We start from the raw sequence: 19,950 nt of genomic DNA, 5'->3' as shown, positions 1-19,950 counted from the left end.
CGAACTCGGAAGTTAAGCCCTCCTTCGCCGATGATACTGCCAGGACCGCTGGTGGGAAAGTAGGTCGCTGCCAGGATCCTTTAAACAAGCCGCCCGCTCGAATGAGCGGGCGGCTTGCTTTGTTGCAACCTCAGCAACCCATCCTCCACGGGCGACCTGCTCAATACTCGAACTCGCGGGCGGGATACTGCCCAGAGGAGGCTCCTCCCCGGCGGCTCCAGTGCGTCGCCCGGATTCCGAGCTCCACACTCCATCCATTCCCGGTGAAACACGCCGTGCCATGCCCAACGGCAATGTGGAACCCTCAAATACTCTGCTGCCCTTCATCCTCTCACCTCAATACGACCCGAACTGGTCAATACGGCAACGGTGGATGGCAGGAAGTCATCTGGGGAACGCGTGAGCGAATGCCGTTCTATGGACATGTGCGCCACTCGGCCTCCTGGCCAGTGAATCCACAGGCTCCAGGCTGTACAAACCGGCCTGTTGAGCGCAGAATGTCCTCAATAGCGAGGTACGATCATGAGCGACATGAAAAAACGCTATGGGCTGCTTGCCCTGGGCCTAATCGCCACGCTTCTTCTTCTCGCCCTGGCGTTCCTGGACAGACCGGACCTGCGCCTGGAGGAGACCCTCACCACGCAGGTGCGGCTGTCTCAGCTGGCGGCGGGCATGCGCGTCGACCTGCGCAAGAACCTTGAGGCCGAAAAGAACGCGCTCCTTTCCAGCAGCAGAGAGCAGGCGGCTTCTTACGCGCAGGAAGCGACAGCTTCCGCCAAGCGTGTGGAACAGGCGCGCGCGGTTCTGGACGCTGCCTTGCGCAAGGATTCCTCGGGTCCGCTCCTGGAGCGCCTTGAGGATTTCAACAGGGGATGGTCCGAGCTGTCGTCCATCGACAAGGAATTTCTCCCCTTGGTGGTGCAGAAGACCAACACGCTAGCCTCCATGCTCTCCTATTCCGAAGGAGTTCTGGCCCTCGACCGGCTGGAGGCATCCCTGGGCAAAGCCGTGGGCCTTCAGGGCGGCAAGGACACGGGCACGTCCCTGGCCTGCCTGACCGTTCTGGCGGAAGCCGCCCGTATTCTGGCCCTCCAGGGGCCGCACATCGCAGAGGCATCGGACGCGCGCATGACAGAGATCGAGGCCGCCATGAACGCAGGAGCGGCCAAGGCGCGCCAGGCTCTCCAGGGGGCGGGGCAGGGGGCTTCGCCTGAACTGGCGAATGCTTTGGCCCAGGCGCGCGCCGATCTTGAGGCCTTTCTGGCCGTGAACGCCAGGGTGCTGGAACTCTCCCGCATCAATTCGGACGTGAAGTCCCTGGCGCTCTCCATGCAGCGCAAGCAGAACGCGGCCGCCGCCTGCGAGACCGCTCTGGCCGCCATCCAGACGCAACTGGACGAACGCCTTTCCAAGGCCACGCGGTAGGCAGCCGTGCTCTTGGATGTAATGTCGTGAAGGGGGCTTCGTCGCGCCCTCAGGCCCGCATCGGCGCGCCGGGAGTTTTCTGCGCCATACTCGGCGCGAGCCTCTGGGGCATATCCTTCGTGGCCCCGCTCCTGATGCCCGGCATCTCGCCATGGGACGTGTCCCTGGGCCGATACTTGGTGTTCGGCTCCCTGGCGGCCCTGCTCATGTGGCGCGGCGGCCCTGTGCGCGGGCTTGCGCGTTCCCAGTGGGCCACGGCATTTCTCTTCGCCTTCACGGGCTATTACGGCTGCTACACGGTGCTCGTGGCGGCCATCGAGCTGGCTGGAGCGGCGCTTCCCACATTAGTGATGGGGCTCACCCCCGTCACGGTAGCTTTGGCCGCCAACCTCAAGACCCGCGAAACACCCTGGCGGCGCATGGCGCTGCCCCTGTGCGCCATCGGCGCCGGGCTGACCGCCGTGAACCTGGCCCGGCACGGGCATGGGCTCTCCTCATCGGCGCTGGGCTGGGGCATGGTCGCGAGCCTCGCGGCCCTGGCGCTGCTCACCTTCTACCTTGTGGCCAATCTCCTCTTCCTCAAGCGCCACCCGGATCTCTCGCCGGTGCGTTGGGCCAACGCCGTGGGTTGCGCGGCCTTTGTCTTCTCCCTGGTCGCCCTGGCGGGACGACTCGCGCTTGTGCGTTCGCTTCCCTGGGAAGGAACCCCCACCACGCCGTTGGCCTACGTCTGCGGCTCGCTGGTGCTTGGGCTGGCGGTTTCCTGGCTTGGCGGTGTGATGTGGAACAAGGCGAACACGCTTCTCCCGGCGGGCGTGGCCGGGCAGGCCATCGTGTTCTGGCCTGTCTCGGGCATCCTTTACGCCTGCATCCTGCAGGGCCAGCTCCCCTCGTCCGTGGAGGCCGCTGGGATGGCCCTGGTATTCGGCGGCGTGGCCTGGGGGCTCCGGGCCGCAAGCAGGAGTTCAAGCAAAGCGGCGTGACGGGGGGCGGATCACCCGCGCGGAGGGATCACCGGCACGGTCAGCGCCGAGTCGCACCCCTCACCGAAGTGCAGGCGTGCACGGCAGGGCGTGCTGGCCTCGTAGCCCGCCGGGAACTGCCCGAACAGGGGATTTCGGGGCTCGAACCAGCGGCCCTGCACCACGAGACGCATCCCCTCGCCCTTGCGAAAGAACGTGGCCGAGGGCAGCAGGGCGATGTCCAACGGCACGACCACTCCGGGCGCAAGGGGCTGGGCGCGCGTGTGGGCGGGTTCGGACGCGCCTGGAAGCGTGGAAACAACCCCGCCCTCTCGATGGGAGGCGCGCAGCCAGCCCGTGGCCACCCTGTCCAGCCCGAAGCCGTAGGACCCCTCGAACCCCACCGTGCGCCTGCCGGAAAGCTTGTACACCCCCGCGAAGAGGCAGCAGTCCTTCGCGCCCTCCAGTTCCAGATGCAGGCGCAAGTTCATGGAGCCGGTCAGTTCCGTGTCCTGATCGAAGACGTGCTCGAAGACGGCGCGGCCGGAGGGCAGGTCCAGGGTCAAGCCGGTGCGCCGCGACGGGATCGCAGCCGAAAGGCTGCCCGAATCGTCCAGGTGGAGGGGCGTCCACACCGTTCCAGGCAGCGGCCAGGAGGGCTCCTGACGTACCTCCCGAACGGCGTTCCCGCTTTCGCGCACTTCCAGGCGCACGGGCGGGGTGTCGAGGATGCCCGTGTCCTCGCCCTTGAGGAACTGGCCGAAAAAGGCTGTCTGGGCCTTTCTGGCCTCCTCGCCGTAGAAGGTGCTCCATTTGCCTCCCCGGTGCGTGTAGAGCCACTTATGGGCCGAAGAGGCGCGCTGGAAGGCCCGCAGGGACCCGCCCGAGTGCAGGCAGTGGTCCGAGAAGCTTGCGCAGACCAGCATGGGGACGTTGATGGACTCCAGGTCCGGCGCGTGCTCCTGCCACCATGCGTCGCGCAGGGGGTGGTCCAGCTGGGCCTGCCTGGGATTGTCGGTCGTACGGCCCGCCTTGAGCACCTGCCTGCTCCAGAGCTTCATGAACCCGTCCTCGCGGACACCGCCGGGATAGGCCAGGTCCCGGTAGAGGTCGCTGAAGCCCTCCCAGGGGCAGATGGCCGCGAGCCCCGGAGGGTTCAGCTGGGCAACGCGGTACTGGCTGAGCGCCAGATAGGAGACACCCAGGAGCCCCACTTTGCCCGTGGACCAGGGCTGCGAGGCGGCCCATTGGATGAGGTCGAAGTAGTCGAGGGATTCCGCGTGGCTGAGCAGCGTGCCCTGGCCGTCCGACGTGCCGAAGCCGCGAAGGTCGCAGTTGACCACGCAATAGCCCCGGGGGACCCAGAAGGCCGGGTCCGGGGCCTCCCAGCTGGTCCAGGCCGAGAAGGCGAAGGGCTCGGGCTGGCGAAAGAGGTGGAAACGCAGGGGGACCTTGTGGCCGCCTTTCCCGTCGGGCTTTGGCAGGTCGTCCTTGCCGTAGGGGTGGGCGCAGAGGATCACCGGGCAGGGGCCATCGGACTCGGGCCTGAAGACGTTCACGCGCAGGATGGTTCCGTCGCGCATGGCCACCGGCACGTCGCGCTCGAAGCGCACGCCCGGGGGCGGGGGCGTCACGGTTACCCGGGGCCGGATCATGCGGTGGATGCGTTCCTTGGCGTAGCGGAGCCGTGCGAGGCAGCTGGGGAGGTCCATGGGAGACTCCTAGCGCGGGGTCGCGCCGTTGAGCGTGAACCGGTCGCCGTCCCACAGCGCGTCGGCCAGGAGCCGGTCGCCTTCCCTGCGCAGTCGGCCCAGGGCGACCTGGTTTTCAACGGTCATGGACAGGACCTGTCCGCACTGTTCCGGGGGCAGACCGTGGCCCAGGGCCTTGATGGCGCAGAGCAGGCCCAGGAGGTCCGCCTCCCGGCCGGAAAAGGCGGCCTTGGCGCGCAGGAAAGGCAGAAGCCCGGCCAGGTGTTGAGGCATTTCGGAGAGCTCCTCGACGCGGACCTCGGCGTGCAGGGCCTGGAGTGCGTTTCCATCGAGGAGATTGAGATCCAGGTCCAGCTGCGGGCGGCCCTTGAGCAGCGCCTCGCCCACGGCGCGCATCTGGGCTTCATCCGGAGCGCCCCGACCCGGGACCTGGCTCTCGCGCAGAAGTGCGGTGAGACGTTCCATGGCGGCGGCGTCAAGGTTGCGGGTCTCAAGGCTCGCGCGCAGGGGGACTGGCTGGCCGTTCTCGGGGGCCACGGTCGCGGCCAGGGCGAAGAGATAGTCCAGGGCATCGCCCTTGAGAAGAAGGCCCATGTCCGCCCGGGCATCCCGAAGGTGGAGGGCTTGCCCGCCGGACTGGACCGTCCGGAGCGAACCGGCCTTGAGGACGTAGGTTCCGGTCCAGAAGCCGGGGCGGGACATTTTCGAGTCGAAGGTGAGGCTCAGCCCGTCGAGATCCGTCCCGGCGTCCTTGTCCCGGAGGCTCAGCCCGGGCGAGGCGAGCGTTCCCTCGACGGCCTCCATGGCGGCGTTCGCGACGGCGGTGGCCGTGAGCCCCTGGAATCGGACGGTGACCTGCCCTCCCTTGTCGTCGGGGAGGGTTCTCTCCAGGGGTGGGACGGTCAGGTCCATGACGGACTTGCGGTCGAAGGCGTAGCGGATGGTGGCCCGGGTGGCAGCAAGTTCCGGGAGGCGTTGGAAGAAATCGCGCACGGAGGCGTCCGAGGCGGGGTCCACGGCGAAGCTGACCGCGACAAGCGCCAGGCTGGGGGAGAAGCTGCCGGCGGCCAGGGGCAGGGGGCCGTGGGCTATGTCGCAGACGACGTCGAAGACGACGTGGGGTGCCTCCTCGTGTTTGCCGGAGTCTTCGGACAACACCATCTCCTGGCGGAAGACCAGACGGCTGGAGAAGAGTCCGCTCGAACGCTCCTTGAGGGACATGGCCGCCCCTGTCGCGCCGGAAGCGGCCGGGGACAGGTATTGCTGGACCGCCTCGCGCGCCTGGGCACCCAAATAAAGGAAGGAGCCCAGAAGGATCAGAAGCGCCGCAGCCAGGATGGCGAGTAAAGTACGCATGGTGAGACCTGCCGGTTGATGTGTAGGAACCCGTGGGCCTGGCCCATGCGTGAACTTATGCCTTATCCGGGCCCCGGGCGCGAGCGTTTCGTCGCACGCAGAGGGGATTAGGCCGGGCGGTAGGAGAGGAGCAGGTCCTGGCCAAGGGGGGTCGCGTCCGCGAGGCGCAGGTTCAGGGCCTTGTCCATCTCGTGGGGCGGTCCTCCCGCGAACACGGGCACGCCCTGTTCGTCCCCGAGTATCTTGGGGGCGAGGACGTAGAGGAACTCGTCCATGAGCCCCTGCCGGGCCAGGGAGAGGGCCAGACGTCCGCCGCCCTCGCAGAGCGTCGCGTGGCAGGCGGCCTCGGCGCGCAGGCGCTCGAAGCCCGCGCCGAGGTCCAGGCGTTCGCCCTCCAGGGGCGGCAGGTCCCACACGCGCACGCCCATGTCGCGCAGGGCCTCTGCCCGGGTGGAGGCGGCGTTGGCGGCGTCGGTCCAGAACACGGTCTGCTCCGGGCGCTCGCGCAAAAGGGAGAAGGGCGAGCCGGATTCGGGCAAGAGCGACGTGACCACCACGGCCAGGGGCTGGCGCTCCAGGGAGCGGCCCTCGGTCCGCGCCGTGAGCCTGGGGTCGTCCTGGCGCAGGGTACCGCCGCCCACCACCACAGCGTCCACGCGGGCGCGCAGGTCGTGCACCATGGAGCGGGATTCGGGGCAGCTCACCCAGGCGGCGCGGCCCGAGCGGGCGGCGATGCGCCCGTCCAGCGTGGCCGCCATCTTGAGAATGTTGTAGGTGCGCGAGGTGAAGCGCCAGACGTTGAAATCCGCGATGAGGTCCAGGCACCGTCGCTCCTGGACGCCCACGGCGACCTCCACGCCTCGGGAGCGCAGGAAGTCCGCGCCGCCGCCTTCCACTTGGGGGTTGGGGTCCAGGCAGCCCACCACCACGCGGGGCACTCGCGCCTCCAGCACGGCCTTGGTGCAGGGCGGCGTGCGGCCGTAGTGGTTGCAGGGCTCCAGAGTGACGTAGAGGGTGCACAGGGCCGGGTCCACGCCCTTGGCGCGGGCGTCGGCCAGGCAGTTCACCTCTGCGTGGGGGCCGCCGCAGCGCTGGTGCCAGCCTTCGGCCACCACGCGGCCTTCGCGGGCGAGCACTGCGCCCACGCAGGGGTTTGGGGCCGTGGTCCCCTTGCCCCGGCGGGCGAGGTCCAGGGCGCGGGCCATGAAGGCCTCATGGGTGTCTGGGCAGGATGTCAAAGCCGACTCCGGCTTCGTCGAGCATGTCCTTGGAGAGCTCGTCGGGGTAGCCCTCGGCGTAGTGGATGTGCTGGACGGAGCAGTTGATGAGCATTTTCGTGCAGATGATGCAGGGCTGCGTGGTGCAGTATATCTCGCACCCGACGAGGGACACGCCGTGGGTCGCGGCCTGGATGATCACGTTCTGTTCGGCGTGGAGGCCCCGGCAGAGCTCGTGGCGCTGGCCCGAGGGGATGCCCAGCTTCTCGCGCAGGCAGCCGATGTCCAGGCAGTGGGCCGTGCCTGCGGGCGCGCCGTTGTAGCCCGTGGCCAGGATGCGCTTGTCCTTGACGGCGATGGCCCCCACGCGGCGGCGCAGGCAGGTAGAGCGCTCGGCCACAAGGAAGGCGATGCGCATGAAGTATTCGGGCCAGGGGAGGCGTTGGTCCATTGTGTCTCCGTGTCGAAATCTAGTGCTGGGGCTTGGGCGCGCTGTCAAGCGAAAGGGCCGCCGGTGCTCCCGGCGGCCCTTTGACGTTCGGCGTTCCCCGGCCCGGGCTTACCAGGCGAAGAGGGGGTATTTGCTGGCGAAGGCCTTCACCTCGGCCTTCACCTCGGCGAGCTTCGTGGCGTTGTCGCGGCCCGTGATGGCGGCGTCGATCCAGGCGATCACCTTTTCCATCTCCAGCTCGCGCATGCCGCGCGTGGTGAGCGCGGGCGTGCCCAGGCGGATGCCGCTGGTCACGAAGGGGGAGCGCGTCTCGAAGGGCACGGTGTTCTTGTTGGCCGTGATGCCCGCCGCGTCCAGGGCGATCTGGGCGTCCTTGCCGGTCACGTCCTTGTTGGTCAGGTCCACGAGCATCAGGTGGTTGTCCGTGCCGCCGGAGACCAGGTTGTAGCCCAGGGCCACCAGACCCTCGGCCATGACCTTGGCGTTGGTGACCACCTGCTCCTGGTAGGTCTTGAACTCGGGGCGCAGGGCCTCGCCGAAGGCCACGGCCTTGGCCGCAATCACGTGCATGAGCGGTCCGCCCTGGATGCCGGGGAAGATCTGGGAATCGAGCTGTTTGGCTTCGGCCTCGCCCGCCAGGATCAGGCCGCCGCGCGGTCCGCGCAGGGTCTTGTGGGTGGTGGAGGAGGTGAAGTGGGCCTTGCCGATGGGGCTGGGGTGCTGGCCTGCGGCCACCAGCCCCGCGATGTGGGCCATGTCCACGAAGAGCAGCGCGCCCACGGAATCGGCGATGGCGCGGAAGCGGTCGAAGTCGATGATGCGGGGGTAGGCGCTGGCCCCGGCCACGATCATCTTCGGCTTGTGTTCGGCGGCGAGTTTGGCCAGTTCGTCGTAGTCGATGGTGCCGGTGTCTTTGTTCACGCCGTAGAAGACGACGTTGAAGAAGCGGCCGGAGAAGTTCACGGGGCTGCCATGGGTCAGGTGGCCGCCGTGGGAGAGGTTCATGCCCAGGATGGTGTCGCCGGGCTTGAGCACGGAGAAGTAGACGGCCATGTTGGCCTGGGAGCCGGAGTGGGGCTGCACGTTGGCGTAGTCGCAGCCGAAGAGGCGCTTCACGCGGTCGCGGGCGAGGTCTTCGGCCACGTCGACGAATTCGCAGCCGCCGTAGTAGCGCTTGTGGGGGTAGCCCTCGGCGTACTTGTGGGTCATCACCGAGCCCTGGGCCTGGCGCACGGCGGAGGAGACGAAGTTCTCCGAGGCGATGAGCTCCAGGCCGCAGACCTGGCGTTCGATCTCGGAGGCGATGGCGGCGGCGATTTCGGGATCGCGGATGAAGATCTCGTCCATGGAAGGCCCTCCTGCTGAAAAAGGTGAACGGACCTGCCGGCCAGAACCCGCGAAGCCCGTCGTGATGCAAACTGAAGCGGGACGCCCCGCATGGGGCGTCCCGCCGTGTGAGCCGGTCTATTCGAAGCGCTTGAAGACGACGCTGGCGTTGGTTCCGCCGAAGCCGAAGGAGTTGTTCATCACGGCCCGCACCTCGCGCTTGCGCGGCTCGCCCGGTGTGTAGTCCAGGTCGCAGTCAGGGTCGGGGGTGGTGTAGTTGATGGTGGGGGGCACCACCTGCTCCATGATGGACTTGATCGAGAAGACGCTCTCGATGGCTCCGGCCGCGCCGAGGCAGTGGCCGATCATGGACTTGTTGGCTGTGACCGAGAGCTTGTGGGCGTGGCTGCCGAAGACGGTCTTGACGGCCTTGGTCTCGCAGGCGTCGTTCAACTGCGTGGAGGTGCCGTGGGCGTTCACGCAGTCGATCTCCTCGGGCTTGAGGCCCGACTCGCGCAGGGCCGCGCCCATGGCCAGGGCCATGCCTTCGCCGCTCTCGGGGGGGGCGGTCATGTGGAAGGCGTCGCCGGAAGCGCCGAAGCCCACCACCTCCGCCAGGATGCGCGCGCCGCGCGCCTTGGCGAACTCCAGTTCCTCCAGCACGAGGATGCCCGCGCCTTCGCCGATGACGAAGCCGGTGCGCTCCTTGTCGAAGGGGCGCGAGGCGCGCTTCGGGTCGTCGTTGCGGGTGGAGAGGGCCTTCAGGGCGTTGAAGCCGGAGACGGCCAGCACGGCGATGGTGGATTCCACGCCGCCGCAGATCATGGCCTTGGAGCGGCCCAGCATGATGTCGGTATAGGCGTAGCCCACGCCGTGGGCGCCGGAGGCGCAGGCCGTGGTGGTGCACACGTTGGGGCCCTTGGCGCCGGTGAAGATGGCCGCCTGGCCTGCGGCCATGTTGGCGATGAGCACCGGGATGAAGAAGGGCGAAACCCGCGAGGGACCGCCGGCCAGGAGCTTCTTGTGCTGTTCCTCTATGGTGGAGAGCCCGCCCATGCCGCAGCCGATGATGGTGCCCACGTGGGGGGCCAGCTCGGGGGTGATGGCGAGGTCCGCGTCCTTGATCGCCATCAGCGACGCGGCGACCGCGTACTGGGCGAAGAGGTCGAGGCGTTTGGCCTGCTTGGCGGGGATGAAGGGCGAGGGGTCGAACCCTTTGACCTCGCAGGCGAACGTGGTGTCGAAGCCTGTGGGGTCGAAGCGGGTGATGGGACCCGCGCCCGAGACTCCGCCCAGGAGGTTGGTCCAGCTGGTGGCCAGGTCGTTGCCCAGGGGGGTGACGGCGGCCATGCCGGTAACGACGACGCGATGGAGCTTCATGGTCTTTGGCGCCTTGGGGGGAAAGCCGGGCGGCCGGGCGTGAGACCGGCCGCCAAGGCGTATGATGGTGGCAGGCTAGGCCTGCTTGGCCGCCACGTAGTCGATGGCGTCCTGGACCTTGACGATCTTCTGGGCGTCCTCGTCGGCGATTTCCACGCCGAACTCCTCTTCCATGGCCATGATCAGCTCGGTGAGGTCGAGGGAGTCGGCACCCAGATCGTCCACGAACTTGGCTTCGGGCTTGACCTCGTCGGCAGAGACGCCCAACTGGTCAACGATGATTTCCTTAACTTTTTCAGCGACGGACATTCGAGTTCTCCTTGGTGGGGGATGGTTGGCTAGCTCAGCTGCGGTGGAGGCCGCCGTTGACGGCCAGGACCTGCCCGGTGACGTAGGACGCCCCCGGCGAGGCCAGGTAGGACACGGCCGAGGCCACATCCTCGGGCGTGCCCATTTTCTTCAGCGGAATCTGCTGCAGGAAATTTTCCTTCACGGCCTCGGGAAGCACGGAGGTCATGTCGGACTCGATGAAGCCGGGGGCCACGGCGTTCACGGTGACGCCGCGCGGGGCCAGCTCCACGGCGGCCGTCTTGGTGAGCCCGATGAGCCCGGCCTTGGCGGCCACGTAGTTGGCCTGGCCCGCGTTGCCCGTCTGGCCAACCACCGAGACGATGTTCACGATGCGCCCGGCGCGCCGCTTCATCATGATCTTGGCGGCCTCGCGCAGGCAGGTGAAGGCCCCGGTGAGGTTGACGCCGATCACGCGGTCCCAGTCTTCGTCCTTCATGCGCACGAGCAGGCCGTCCTTGGTGATGCCGGCGTTGTTCACCAGCACGTCCAGGTCCACCTTGCCCTCGATGTGTTCCTTGAAGAAGGCGGCGATCGCCTCGCGGTCGCCCACGTCCAGGCGCAGGGCCTGGGCCTCTCCGCCCTCGGCCATGATGTGGGCCGCCACGGCCTTGGCCTCCTCGGGCTTGGAGACGTAGGTGAGGATCACGGAGAAGCCGTCCTGGGCAAGGCGCTTGGAAACGGCCGCGCCGATGCCGCGCGAGCCTCCGGTGACGAGGGCTGTGAGCCGGGGAGGATTTTTCATGGGCTGTCCGGGGTCGAGGTGAGAATTGTTCCTAGCGCAAACGTGTCGCGATGACAAATGGCAATTTCTAGGCGAATTCCAGCAGCGCCGCCGCCCAGGTGAAGCCGCCGCCGAAGGTGGTCATGAGCACGCGCGAGCCCGGGCCCACGCGGCCCTCGGCCAGGGCGTCGGCCAGGGCGATGGGGGCCGAAGCGGCGGCGGTGTTGCCGTAGCGGTCCACGGTGATCATCACCTTGGCCTCGGGGCAGCGCAGGCGCTTGGCCACGCCTTCCATGATGCGCAGGTTGGCCTGGTGGGGGATGAAGAGGTCCACGTCGTTCATGGTCAGGGCGTTGCGGGCCAGGATGTCCTCGCAGACCTGGGTCATGTTTCGCACGGCGTTCTTGTAGATTTCGGGGCCGATCATCTCGATGAAGTGGTCGGCGTCCACGGTCTGGCCCAGCTTGTAGGGGTGGGCCGAGCCGCCGCCCTTCACGGTGAGCAGGGGGCCGAGCGCCCCGTCGCTCTGGATGATGATGTCGCGCACGCTGGCCTGGCCTGGCTTGGGCTCGCGGTTGGAGAGCACCACGGCCCCCGCGCCGTCTCCGAAGAGCACGCAGGTGGCGCGGTCGGCCCAGTTGGTGCGGCTGGTGACCACTTCCGAGGCGCACACCAGCACCACGGAGTCGGGCTTGCGCGCGACGGCGCCCATGGCGGTGTCCAGCGCGAAGAGAAATCCCGAGCAGGCGGCGGCGATGTCCATGCAGGCCAGGTTCTTGAGGCCCAGCTTGTCCTGGAGGGTGCAGGCGGCCGGGGGGCAGACGGTGTCGGGGGTGAAGGTCGCCACGTAGATGTGGCTCAACTCCCCGGCGGCGCGCCCGGCGTTGTCCAGGGCCGCGCGGGCGGCGTGGGCGGCAAGGTCGGTGCAGGCCTCGCCGGGGGCGACGATGCGCCGTTCCTTGATGCCTGTGCGCGTGGTGATCCAGTCGTCGCTCGTTTCCACGATGGATTCGAGGTCCGCGTTGGTGAGCACCCGTTGCGGGACGTAACGGCCGAAGCCTTCAAGCGTGAAGCGTGGCTGCATGGAGGGGGGGGGGGTGGTGTTAGCCGGCCTGGGCCGTGCGTTTGGTGTAGAGGGCGAAGTCCTTGTTGGCGGCCAGGCCTTCCTTGAGCAGGTGCGCGGTGTCCTTGCGCACGAGCTTCCCGGCCATGTCCACGGCGTTGGCGATGGCCTTCTGATTGGAAGCCCCGTGGCTGACGATGACGGTGCCGTTCAGGCCCAGCAGGGGCGCGCCGCCGTATTCGGCGTAGTCCATGAGGCGCGAGAAGCGCTTGAGCGCCGAGAGCGCCAGGGTGGTGCCGATCTTGGCGAAGAAGCCGCGGCGCAGCTCGCCCTTGAGGAGCCTCCCCAGGGACGAGGCCAGGCCCTCGGCCTGCTTGATGGCCACGTTGCCCACGAAGCCGTCGCACACCACCACGTCCACCTCGCCGGTGAAGATGTCGCGTCCTTCGATGTTGCCGACGAAGTTGAGCGAGCAGTGTTTGAAGAGGTCGAAGGCTTCCTTGACCAGCTGGTTGCCCTTGCCCTCCTCCTCGCCGTTGGAGAGCAGCGCCACGCGGGGCTCCTGGCAGCCGAGGAGCACGCGCGACATCACGTCCGCCATGATGCCGAACTGCATGAGGTTGATGGCCTTGCAGTCCACGTTGGCCCCGGCGTCCACGAGCACGCACGGGGAGCGCTCGGTGGGCAGGATGGTGACCAGGGCGGGCCGGTCCACCCCCTCGAGACGCCCGAGGGTGAAGAGGCTGCACGCCAGCACCACGCCGGTGTTGCCGGCGCTGATGAGCCCGTCCGCCTGCTCGCCGCGCACGAGGTTGCAGCAAACCTGGATGGAGGAGTCCTTCTTTTTGCGAAGGGCCTCCGAGGGCTTGTCGTGCATGTCCGCCACCTGGGTGGCGTGCACGATGCGCACAACGATGCCGCGCGTGTCGAGCTTGGAAAGCTCGGCGGCGATGCGCGGCTCGTCGCCCACCAACAGGAGGTCGTACTGCTCGCGTCTGGCGGCCTGGACCGCGCCGGGGACCACCACGTGGGGGCCGAAATCCCCCCCCATGGCGTCCACGGCGATGCGGGGCCGACTAGGACTGGGGTTCATCCCGCTTGAGCACCTGGCGGCCCTTGTAGGTGCCGCAGCTGGGGCACACGCGGTGGGGCAGGGTGGGCTCCCCGCAGGAGCACAGGATGACGTTGGGCGGGGTCAGGGCGTCGTGGGAGCGGCGCATGCCCTTGCGGGACTTGGAGACTTTCTTCTTGGGGACGGCCATTTCCGTATACCTCTATTTTTGGTCTTTCTTGGCGATGGTCAGCCCGCGCAGGGCGGCCATGCGCGGGTCCAGGTCGGTCCCGCCGCAGGGGCAGGGGCCGGCGTTGAGGTCCTTCCCGCAGGAGGGACACAGGCCTTTGCAGCCCTCGGAGCACAGCGGCTTCACGGGCAGCGTCAGCACGAATTCTTCCCAGAGCATTCCGGCCGCGTCAAGCTCCACGGTGCGCCCGGTGCGGCGCAAGAGCCCGGGCTCCACCTGCTCCTCTCCGGAGAGGGGTTCTTCCTCGAAGAGCTCGAAGGGCTGGTCCACTTCCACGGGGGTCGGGGCGGTGCAGCGGTCGCAGGGGGTTTCCATGCGTCCGGTCAGCCTGCCGGTCACGTGGACGCCGCGTTCCACGGGGGTTACGCGGAACGTGGCCGACAGGGGGGCCACTGCGCTGAAATCCATGTGGAATTCACGCAGGCCGACGGCCCAGAGTTCCGGGTCGTCCACGGTGAATTCGCGGCCCTCGGCCGGGATGTCGGTGATGTCCAGCCACAGTCCGGCCATGCTTCGTCCTCCGGGAAACAACGCCGAATAATCGTGCCCCGTGGTTCTGTCAACAAAAAGCTTGCCAGCCTGAAAAAGTGCGTGTAAGCATCGCTTCCCTTTGACGAGATTTTCATTTCCAGGGGCATCACCCTGTCTGGAGGTAGCGATATGTCCAAGGTCTGCGAAAACTGCGGGAAAAAGCCCCAGGTCGGCAACAACGTCTCCCACGCCAACAACAAGAGCAAGCGCCGCTTCGTGCCCAACCTGCGCCAGGTGCGCGCCCAGAAGGCCTCCGGCGAAGTCTGCACCATGACGGTGTGCACCCGCTGCCTGCGCTCCGGCGCGGTGGTCAAGCCCGTCGCGCGCGCCAAGGCCGAGTAGGGCCTTACGCCTCGAAGCCTTTCCAGGCCGGATCGGGAGTTCCCCGGTCCGGCCTTTCGCCGTTGGTGCGGCCTCAGTCCAGGTCCAGGATCACCGCGCCCGAGGGGAAGACTCCCCAGGCGGGCATGCCCTCTCTCAGTTCGCGGGCCTCTTCGCGCTCCACCACGGCGCACAGGCGCGTGCCGCCCGGCAGCTCCAGGATCACCTCGGCGGCCAGTTCGCCCAGGGTGACGCGCTCCACCCGCCCCGGGAAGGCGTTGGACGCGCCCGCGCGCGGCCTGTTGGCCCCGGGAAACACCGACACCCACGGGGCCTTCACCCGGGCCGTGGCCATCTTGTCGCGGGAGAGTTCCAGCACCTCGAGGCTGTCGTTGGTGATGAGCGCGCGCAGGGCGAACCCGCCCAGCGTCTCCAGCTCCACCAGTGACTGGATGTCGCCGCGCGCCACGCGCGCCACCCGGCCGTGGAAGGCGTTGCGCGCGCTGGTGCGGCGCGTGGCCTCGCGGCGCACGAAGCGCGAGAGGATGCGGCGCACGTCGTCGTCGGAGAAGTCCTGGCAGGCGGCCGTGAGGCTGGCCGTGGAGTGCCCCAGCAGGGCCTGCACCACCGCGAGGGGCACGTCGCTGCGCAACAGCTCGATGGCCCGGGACTTGCGCAGCGCGCTGGCGTTGGCCAGCTCCCTGGGGAGCCCGGCCTCCCGGCCGCGCTCGTAGAACTTCTTGCGCACGAAGCCCTGGTCCAGTTGGAGCATCCTGCCGCGCAGGGGGCGGCAGTCGGGGTGCTCCAGGCAGGCGCGCAACTCGGCCGCCGCGTCGGCGGGCAGCTCCACCCGGCGTCCGGGGGCCTCTCCTTGCCGCCCCAGGCTCACCATGCCTCGTTCCAGGTCAAGGTCCTCCAGGTCGTCCACGGCCAGCACCTCGCCCAGGCGCGCGCCCGTGTAGCGCAAAAGCAGATAGGCGGCCCACACCCGGCTGCGCGCCCGGCGCGCCCCCGGGGTCGCGGCCCCGGCGTGCCATGCCCGGAAGGCCCCGGTGAGCGCCTCCAATTGGAGCGGGTCCAGCCACTTGACGTCCTCGGGGATGGAGAACACCTTGCCCGGCGGGAGCCGGTCGGAGGCGTCGGCGGGGGCCGGATCGCGTGGGAGCATGGGGGACCTCCAGGAGTGTCATCCCAGTATAATCACTGTTTCCGCTAGACAAGTGATTCCGTCCGGGGTAGGCAAGAGTCACGTAAAAGAAAATAAGCGTGACGTAAATGCCCGGAGCCCGGCGATCCCAACGGCCACGAACGACATCAGGAGCGATCCCATGTACTTCCCGGCAGCAGGCATCGAGGTCAATCCGCTGGTCCCCCCCCTTGTGGCTCTGGTCATCTCGTTCGTCACGTCCATGGGGGGCGTTTCGGGGGCGTTTCTGCTCCTGCCGTTCCAGATGAGCGTGCTGGGGTACGTGAACCCCTCGGTGAGCTCCACCAACCAGCTCTACAACATCGTGGCCATCCCCAGCGGGGTGTGGCGCTTCGTGCGCGAGGGGCGCATGGTCTGGCCGCTCACGTGGGTGGTGGTGCTGGGCACGCTGCCGGGGGTGCTCATCGGGGCGGTGGTGCGCGTGACGTGGCTGCCGGACCCCGGAAGCTTCAAGGCCTTCGCGGCCTTCGTGCTGCTCTACGTGGGCGGGCGCATGGCCTGGGACCTCTGGAAGCGCAAGGCCCCGGCAAAGCCCGCCCCCACCGCGCAGGACCCCAAGGCCAAGGCGGACTGCCAAGGCCCCAAGGGCGCGGGGCTCGTGCACGTCACAGCGTTCACGCTATCGCGCCTGGCCTACGAGTTCCAGGGCGAGAGCTACTGCGTGAAGACCACGGGCATCTTCGGGCTGAGCTTCCTGGTGGGCATCGTGGGGGGCATCTACGGCATCGGCGGCGGGGCGATCATCGCGCCGTTCTTCGTGGCCTTCTACGGGCTGCCGGTGCACACGGTGGCCGGCGCGGCGCTCATGGGCACCTTCGTGACCTCCGTGGCCGGGGTGGCCTTCTACCAGGCCATCGCGCCCTTCTACCCCAATCTCTCGGTGGCCCCGGACTACACCCTGGGGGTGCTCTTCGGGCTGGGCGGCATGTGCGGCATGTACCTGGGCGCGCGCTGCCAGAAACACGTGCCCGCCAAGCTCATCAAGGGCATGCTGGCGGTGCTCATCGTGCTCCTGGCGCTACGCTACCTGAAGGAAGCCCTGTTCTAGGCCCCGGGGCGACGCCGTGTTCACCCCCGAGGCGGTGCTGGGGGCTGCCCGCTCCCTGTACGCTTGGCTCGCGCGGCGCGAGGTGGCGGTGTCCGGGGCGTGCCTGCGCTGCGGCGCGTGCTGCGAAAGCCTCTGCCTGACTGCCGAGGGGGGGCTTATCACCGTGCCCGAGCGCTTTGAGGCCCTGGTCCGGGAGGACCCGGGCTTCGCGCGCTTCCGGATCACGGGGCGCACGCCGACGGGCGTGTTGCTCTTCGCCTGCAACCTGCTGACGGACCGCCGCTGCGGCGATTACGCCAGCCGTCTGGCCCTCTGCCGCGACTACCCCCGCCCCTCCACCTGGCTGGCCGGGCACGACCTGCTGCCCGGCTGCGGCTTCCGCATCGAATTGAGGCGGAAATGTGAGAGGTTGCCCACATAGCGGTATGTGGGTTGCGCGGGATTCCGTTTTGTGGAGACTGTCTCCTGGACCCTGGCGAAAGTCCAAGGAGGACCCATGCATCGATTTCCCGAACCCCGACTGAAACTGCTCTCCCTGCCCAAGGCGCGTCCGACCACCGCCGAGATGGGCCGTGCCCTTGTCGCCGATCCCGAACTCGGCCGCTTCCTTTGCGAGCCTCCCGGCCTGCCCGGATGGGCTCTCCCGCCCGGACACGCCGAACGCCGTGAGGCGGCCTCGCGGCGTCTTGTGGCGTGGCTGGAGTCCGTCGATCCCCTGTTCGGCCCCACGGTCAACCTGCTGTTCGACGTGGTGGAGAGTTGGCCCGCCAAGGCGGAGACGGCCTTCTGGCGTGTGCTGATGGGCAACCCCGCGCAGCTTCTGGATGTCTATGCCGAGGTGCGCGACCTGGCCGAGGAGGAACTTTACCCGTTGGGCTGGTCCGGACAGGCCGGTTCCCTGCGCGAAGGGCGCCAAACCCAGGGAGGCCGCCATGGGCGTTGAAGACATTGACAACATCGAGACGCCACTGGCAGACAGTCAGTCGAACTCGTTCAGCGAAAACGATACAGGTTCTGCCGGATTGGGGCTGGACACATCCGATGGATGGCGTCTTACGGGCGGCGACGGCGGCGAGCCGTCATGGACCGCCCCGAGCCTGACGCACACCCTGGGGCCGGGCCGCCGGGAGAAGCTGGCCTCGCTCTTCTCGGGCAGCTACGACCCGAAGCAGGCCCGCCTGGAGTCGCTTTCCAAGGGCGTCACCGGGTACGAGATGAAGAAGGAAGAGCCCCTGATCGGCCCCGACGGCGGCATGGTCGGCAGGGGGATCAAGGCGGCCGGTGACTGGTATCTAGACTACGTGGACAACAACAAGGGCGGCCTGGACAACGTCATGAGGGACAAGCTCACGCCGCACGATTGGGCCGTGGATATGCTGGAAACGGGTTCGCGTGGGCTGTTGACGCGGTGGACGGGGATCGAGACGGATTTCACGCCGCGATATGCTGGAAACAGAGTGCTTCAATTCGGCCTGTCGCCCATCAAGATGCTCGGAGGCGCACAGTCGTATTTGAAGGGCGCGGCAGGCAGTCTGATCTCGCCGACGCAAGCTCTCGTCCAGGGCGCGCGAGCTTGGGGAGGCGAGGAGATCAAGCCGAAGGAAGCTGCCAGTGGCGCGGCTTCGCTGTGGAAGGCCGGTGTAGGCGTCACGCGGGGCGTAGGATCGTCCACGACGCTGCAGGCCCAAGACCTGATGGACAAGTACATGAACGCAGGGTCGGCCACCGGGAAGGCCTTGGAGAATCAACGCTGAACAGAATGACGGACAGCCGGTCCACGGTTTGCGGGCCGGCTGTCCGCAAGGGTGCGAACTATGCGTGCATTGGGTGGGCTGCTGTGCGTCATGGTGACGGCATTTGTTTATTGTTTGGCAGTGTCACCGTGTATGGCCGCGATTAAATCAGAACAGGATGTTAGAAAGTACATCGAATCAAGAGGTGATTACCTTGAAAGGCTTTACGCGATTAGGAAGGAGAACATTAGATTGGGGTTGCAAGAGGAGTCAATGGCTCTTGACAGGTCTAGAGACGCAATCCGTTGCCAAGCGTTCGTCAATGCAGGCCTGGTAGGCTATGTTGCGGAATTGATAAATTATTCAGATGTTGTGGCGTGGACGTTCTTCCTAGATAGTCTGATTTCTTGGAAAACACAGACTGATTTTCGTTTTGACAAAAGCCTTGTCGCGACGATGTATGCCAAGAGAGACGATATGGAGCGCCGGATCGACGTTGTCCGGGATACATTCGTCAAGGACGAGGAACTGCGGAACATCCTGAAGGGATTCAGAGGTCATGTTAAAGACCTGTTGGATCGGTGGCCATACGCCTCCAGCGAAATGGGGACGCCGGGCGAAGATGTTTTCTCAGGGTTGGGCCAGAAGTATCTTGATTTGGAGCGCGCGTCCCAGGAGGCGATCTCCACGTTCCAGAACATAAGTATGCGGTTTGACCCGTTGTCAGGTGGCTTCAGTATGGACGGTGATCAGTGCGTTGAGCCGCTTATCATTCATGGCATGACGCAACGCCTGGCGCTGCGCATCCACAGCGTGATGACCATGGCGCTTCTCTACGGAGTCACGCAGCACTACAAGGATATCCCTGAAGTCAAGGCGCAGGAAGCGTATGCCGTGGCTGGGTTGAACTTCATGTTGTTCGATTTCGAGGAAAGCGAAAAAACAGCCCGGCAGATCGGAGAGCTAGGCAACAACCCCGCCGTCCGTAAGGCAGCAGCCGAATTCAGGGCGCAGTACGCCACATGGCGCGCGGCACTGGACGCCGCCCTGGCCAGCGACGGGCTGGCCCTGCCGGGGGACAAGGCCCAGTAGACGCGGAACGCCCGGCGCTCCACGCGGGAAGGCCGGGCGTCGCGAAATGCCTTCCGGTGCGGCCGGTCTAGCAGCCGGGGCCGCCGTCCTCCACCACCTGGCCGTCTTCCATCACCACGGTGCGGTCCGCGAGCTTGGCGTACCCCAGGTCGTGCGTGACCATCACCACGGCCACGCCGTCGCGGTGCACGTCGCGCAGCAGTTCGATCACGGCGTCGCCGTTCTTCTTGTCCAGGCTGCCCGTGGGCTCGTCGGCGAAGAGCACCGAGGGGCTCTTCACCAGCGCCCGGGCGATGGCCACGCGCTGCTGCTCGCCGCCGGAGAGCTTGCCCGGCAGGCGCTCCTCCTTGCCCGCGAGGCCCACGCGCGCCAGGCACTCCCTGGCCTTGTCCCGCGTCTCCCCGCTCACGGGGCGCAGGCTGTTCATGTAGGGCAGCATCACGTTCTCCAGGGCCGTCAGGTAGGGCAGCAGGTGGTGCAGCTGGAAGATCATGGAGAAATCGCCGTGGCGCAGGGCGTTCAGTTCGCCCTCGCCCATGGCCGACACCTCGCGCTCGCGGTAGAGCACGCGGCCCTGGTCCGGCCGAAGCAGCGAGGAGAGCACGTTCAAAAGCGTGGACTTGCCCGAGCCGGAGCGGCCCACCACGCAGGCGAACTCGCCCGCGCCCACGCAGACGGAGACGTCGCGCAGCACGGGCGTGTCGCCGAAGGATTTCGAGACGTTCAAGGCTTGCAGCATGGTCGTTATCCTCT

At 67.3% G+C, this 19,950-nt stretch carries 22 protein-coding genes; 8 read left to right on the top strand and 14 right to left on the bottom strand.

What is annotated here, in order from left to right; genetic code table 11:
• The first annotated feature begins 522 nt into the window (after positions 1 to 522).
• Positions 523 to 1,425 carry a hypothetical protein gene (locus NNJEOMEG_RS17555; protein WP_173086769.1) on the top strand — a complete coding sequence of 301 codons (903 nt, stop codon included), beginning with the start codon at positions 523 to 525 and terminating at the stop codon, positions 1,423 to 1,425.
• Between the two features lie 26 nt (positions 1,426 to 1,451).
• Positions 1,452 to 2,408: a DMT family transporter gene (locus NNJEOMEG_RS17550; protein ID WP_173086768.1), complete on the top strand. Its 957-nt coding sequence runs from the start codon at positions 1,452 to 1,454 to the stop codon at positions 2,406 to 2,408.
• Between the two features lie 11 nt (positions 2,409 to 2,419).
• On the opposite strand, the gene NNJEOMEG_RS17545 is transcribed toward NNJEOMEG_RS17550, so the two are convergent.
• The 12 genes from NNJEOMEG_RS17545 to NNJEOMEG_RS17490 all read right to left on the bottom strand — a co-directional run bounded on the left by NNJEOMEG_RS17545 (position 2,420) and on the right by NNJEOMEG_RS17490 (position 13,775).
• A complete protein-coding gene (locus NNJEOMEG_RS17545; protein ID WP_173086767.1) occupies positions 2,420 to 4,099 on the bottom strand; it encodes a CocE/NonD family hydrolase in 1,680 nt (559 codons plus the stop codon).
• Between the two features lie 9 nt (positions 4,100 to 4,108).
• Positions 4,109 to 5,455: a DUF945 family protein gene (locus NNJEOMEG_RS17540; RefSeq protein ID WP_173086766.1), complete on the bottom strand. Its 1,347-nt coding sequence runs from the start codon at positions 5,453 to 5,455 to the stop codon at positions 4,109 to 4,111.
• Positions 5,456 to 5,562: 107 nt separating this feature from the next.
• Positions 5,563 to 6,660 (bottom strand): bifunctional diaminohydroxyphosphoribosylaminopyrimidine deaminase/5-amino-6-(5-phosphoribosylamino)uracil reductase RibD, encoded by a 1,098-nt coding sequence (gene ribD, locus NNJEOMEG_RS17535; RefSeq protein WP_173086765.1) that lies wholly within the window; start codon positions 6,658 to 6,660, stop codon positions 5,563 to 5,565.
• A gap of 7 nt (positions 6,661 to 6,667) precedes the next feature.
• Positions 6,668 to 7,123 (bottom strand): deoxycytidylate deaminase, encoded by a 456-nt coding sequence (locus tag NNJEOMEG_RS17530; protein WP_173086764.1) that lies wholly within the window; start codon positions 7,121 to 7,123, stop codon positions 6,668 to 6,670.
• A 108-nt stretch (positions 7,124 to 7,231) separates the two neighbouring features.
• On the bottom strand, positions 7,232 to 8,470 hold the full coding sequence (glyA, locus tag NNJEOMEG_RS17525; protein ID WP_173086763.1) for a serine hydroxymethyltransferase: 1,239 nt from the start codon (positions 8,468 to 8,470) through the stop codon (positions 7,232 to 7,234).
• Positions 8,471 to 8,587: 117 nt separating this feature from the next.
• On the bottom strand, positions 8,588 to 9,829 hold the full coding sequence (gene fabF, locus NNJEOMEG_RS17520; RefSeq protein WP_173086762.1) for a beta-ketoacyl-ACP synthase II: 1,242 nt from the start codon (positions 9,827 to 9,829) through the stop codon (positions 8,588 to 8,590).
• A 75-nt stretch (positions 9,830 to 9,904) separates the two neighbouring features.
• Positions 9,905 to 10,138, bottom strand: coding sequence for an acyl carrier protein (gene acpP, locus NNJEOMEG_RS17515; protein ID WP_173086761.1), 234 nt, complete (start codon positions 10,136 to 10,138; stop codon positions 9,905 to 9,907).
• 34 nt (positions 10,139 to 10,172) lie between these two features.
• Positions 10,173 to 10,922, bottom strand: coding sequence for a 3-oxoacyl-[acyl-carrier-protein] reductase (gene fabG / locus NNJEOMEG_RS17510; RefSeq protein ID WP_173086760.1), 750 nt, complete (start codon positions 10,920 to 10,922; stop codon positions 10,173 to 10,175).
• A gap of 67 nt (positions 10,923 to 10,989) precedes the next feature.
• A complete protein-coding gene (locus tag NNJEOMEG_RS17505; protein ID WP_173086759.1) occupies positions 10,990 to 11,985 on the bottom strand; it encodes a beta-ketoacyl-ACP synthase III in 996 nt (331 codons plus the stop codon).
• Between the two features lie 19 nt (positions 11,986 to 12,004).
• Positions 12,005 to 13,057, bottom strand: coding sequence for a phosphate acyltransferase PlsX (plsX, locus tag NNJEOMEG_RS17500; protein ID WP_173086758.1), 1,053 nt, complete (start codon positions 13,055 to 13,057; stop codon positions 12,005 to 12,007).
• A complete protein-coding gene (gene rpmF, locus NNJEOMEG_RS17495; protein WP_173086757.1) occupies positions 13,041 to 13,226 on the bottom strand; it encodes a 50S ribosomal protein L32 in 186 nt (61 codons plus the stop codon). Before rpmF ends, plsX begins: the two co-directional genes overlap by 17 nt.
• 12 nt (positions 13,227 to 13,238) lie before the next feature.
• Positions 13,239 to 13,775, bottom strand: a complete 537-nt coding sequence (locus NNJEOMEG_RS17490; protein ID WP_173086756.1) for a YceD family protein — start codon at positions 13,773 to 13,775, stop codon at positions 13,239 to 13,241.
• Between the two features lie 150 nt (positions 13,776 to 13,925).
• Between NNJEOMEG_RS17490 and rpmB the strand changes: the two genes are divergently transcribed.
• Positions 13,926 to 14,138 carry a 50S ribosomal protein L28 gene (gene rpmB / locus NNJEOMEG_RS17485; RefSeq protein WP_173086755.1) on the top strand — a complete coding sequence of 71 codons (213 nt, stop codon included), beginning with the start codon at positions 13,926 to 13,928 and terminating at the stop codon, positions 14,136 to 14,138.
• Between the two features lie 73 nt (positions 14,139 to 14,211).
• Here rpmB and NNJEOMEG_RS17480 read toward each other — a convergent pair whose 3' ends face one another.
• Positions 14,212 to 15,285, bottom strand: coding sequence for a TOBE domain-containing protein (locus NNJEOMEG_RS17480; RefSeq protein ID WP_173086754.1), 1,074 nt, complete (start codon positions 15,283 to 15,285; stop codon positions 14,212 to 14,214).
• A 160-nt stretch (positions 15,286 to 15,445) separates the two neighbouring features.
• Between NNJEOMEG_RS17480 and NNJEOMEG_RS17475 the strand changes: the two genes are divergently transcribed.
• The 5 genes from NNJEOMEG_RS17475 (at position 15,446) to NNJEOMEG_RS17455 (ending at position 19,197) form a co-directional block, all read left to right on the top strand.
• The gene (locus NNJEOMEG_RS17475) at positions 15,446 to 16,372 is read left to right on the top strand and encodes a sulfite exporter TauE/SafE family protein (RefSeq protein WP_173086753.1); all 927 of its coding nucleotides are present in this window, start codon (positions 15,446 to 15,448) and stop codon (positions 16,370 to 16,372) included.
• A 16-nt stretch (positions 16,373 to 16,388) separates the two neighbouring features.
• Complete coding sequence (locus NNJEOMEG_RS17470; protein ID WP_173086752.1) at positions 16,389 to 16,793, top strand: hypothetical protein; 405 nt, start codon at positions 16,389 to 16,391, stop codon at positions 16,791 to 16,793.
• Between the two features lie 75 nt (positions 16,794 to 16,868).
• Positions 16,869 to 17,315 carry a hypothetical protein gene (locus NNJEOMEG_RS17465; RefSeq protein WP_173086751.1) on the top strand — a complete coding sequence of 149 codons (447 nt, stop codon included), beginning with the start codon at positions 16,869 to 16,871 and terminating at the stop codon, positions 17,313 to 17,315.
• On the top strand, positions 17,305 to 18,126 hold the full coding sequence (locus NNJEOMEG_RS17460; protein ID WP_173086750.1) for a hypothetical protein: 822 nt from the start codon (positions 17,305 to 17,307) through the stop codon (positions 18,124 to 18,126). The genes NNJEOMEG_RS17465 and NNJEOMEG_RS17460 overlap by 11 nt, the downstream gene beginning before the upstream one ends.
• A 252-nt stretch (positions 18,127 to 18,378) precedes the next feature.
• Positions 18,379 to 19,197, top strand: coding sequence for a hypothetical protein (locus NNJEOMEG_RS17455; protein ID WP_173086749.1), 819 nt, complete (start codon positions 18,379 to 18,381; stop codon positions 19,195 to 19,197).
• 67 nt (positions 19,198 to 19,264) lie between these two features.
• Here NNJEOMEG_RS17455 and NNJEOMEG_RS17450 read toward each other — a convergent pair whose 3' ends face one another.
• A complete protein-coding gene (locus NNJEOMEG_RS17450; protein ID WP_173086748.1) occupies positions 19,265 to 19,936 on the bottom strand; it encodes an ABC transporter ATP-binding protein in 672 nt (223 codons plus the stop codon).
• Positions 19,937 to 19,950 lie beyond the last annotated feature (14 nt).

Origin of the sequence: Fundidesulfovibrio magnetotacticus (genome assembly GCF_013019105.1) — a bacterium.
Taxonomy (GTDB): Bacteria; Desulfobacterota; Desulfovibrionia; order Desulfovibrionales; family Desulfovibrionaceae; genus Fundidesulfovibrio; species Fundidesulfovibrio magnetotacticus.
Note: the sequence above shows the minus strand (reverse complement) of the source record. Positions and strands in the feature narration are given on the sequence as shown.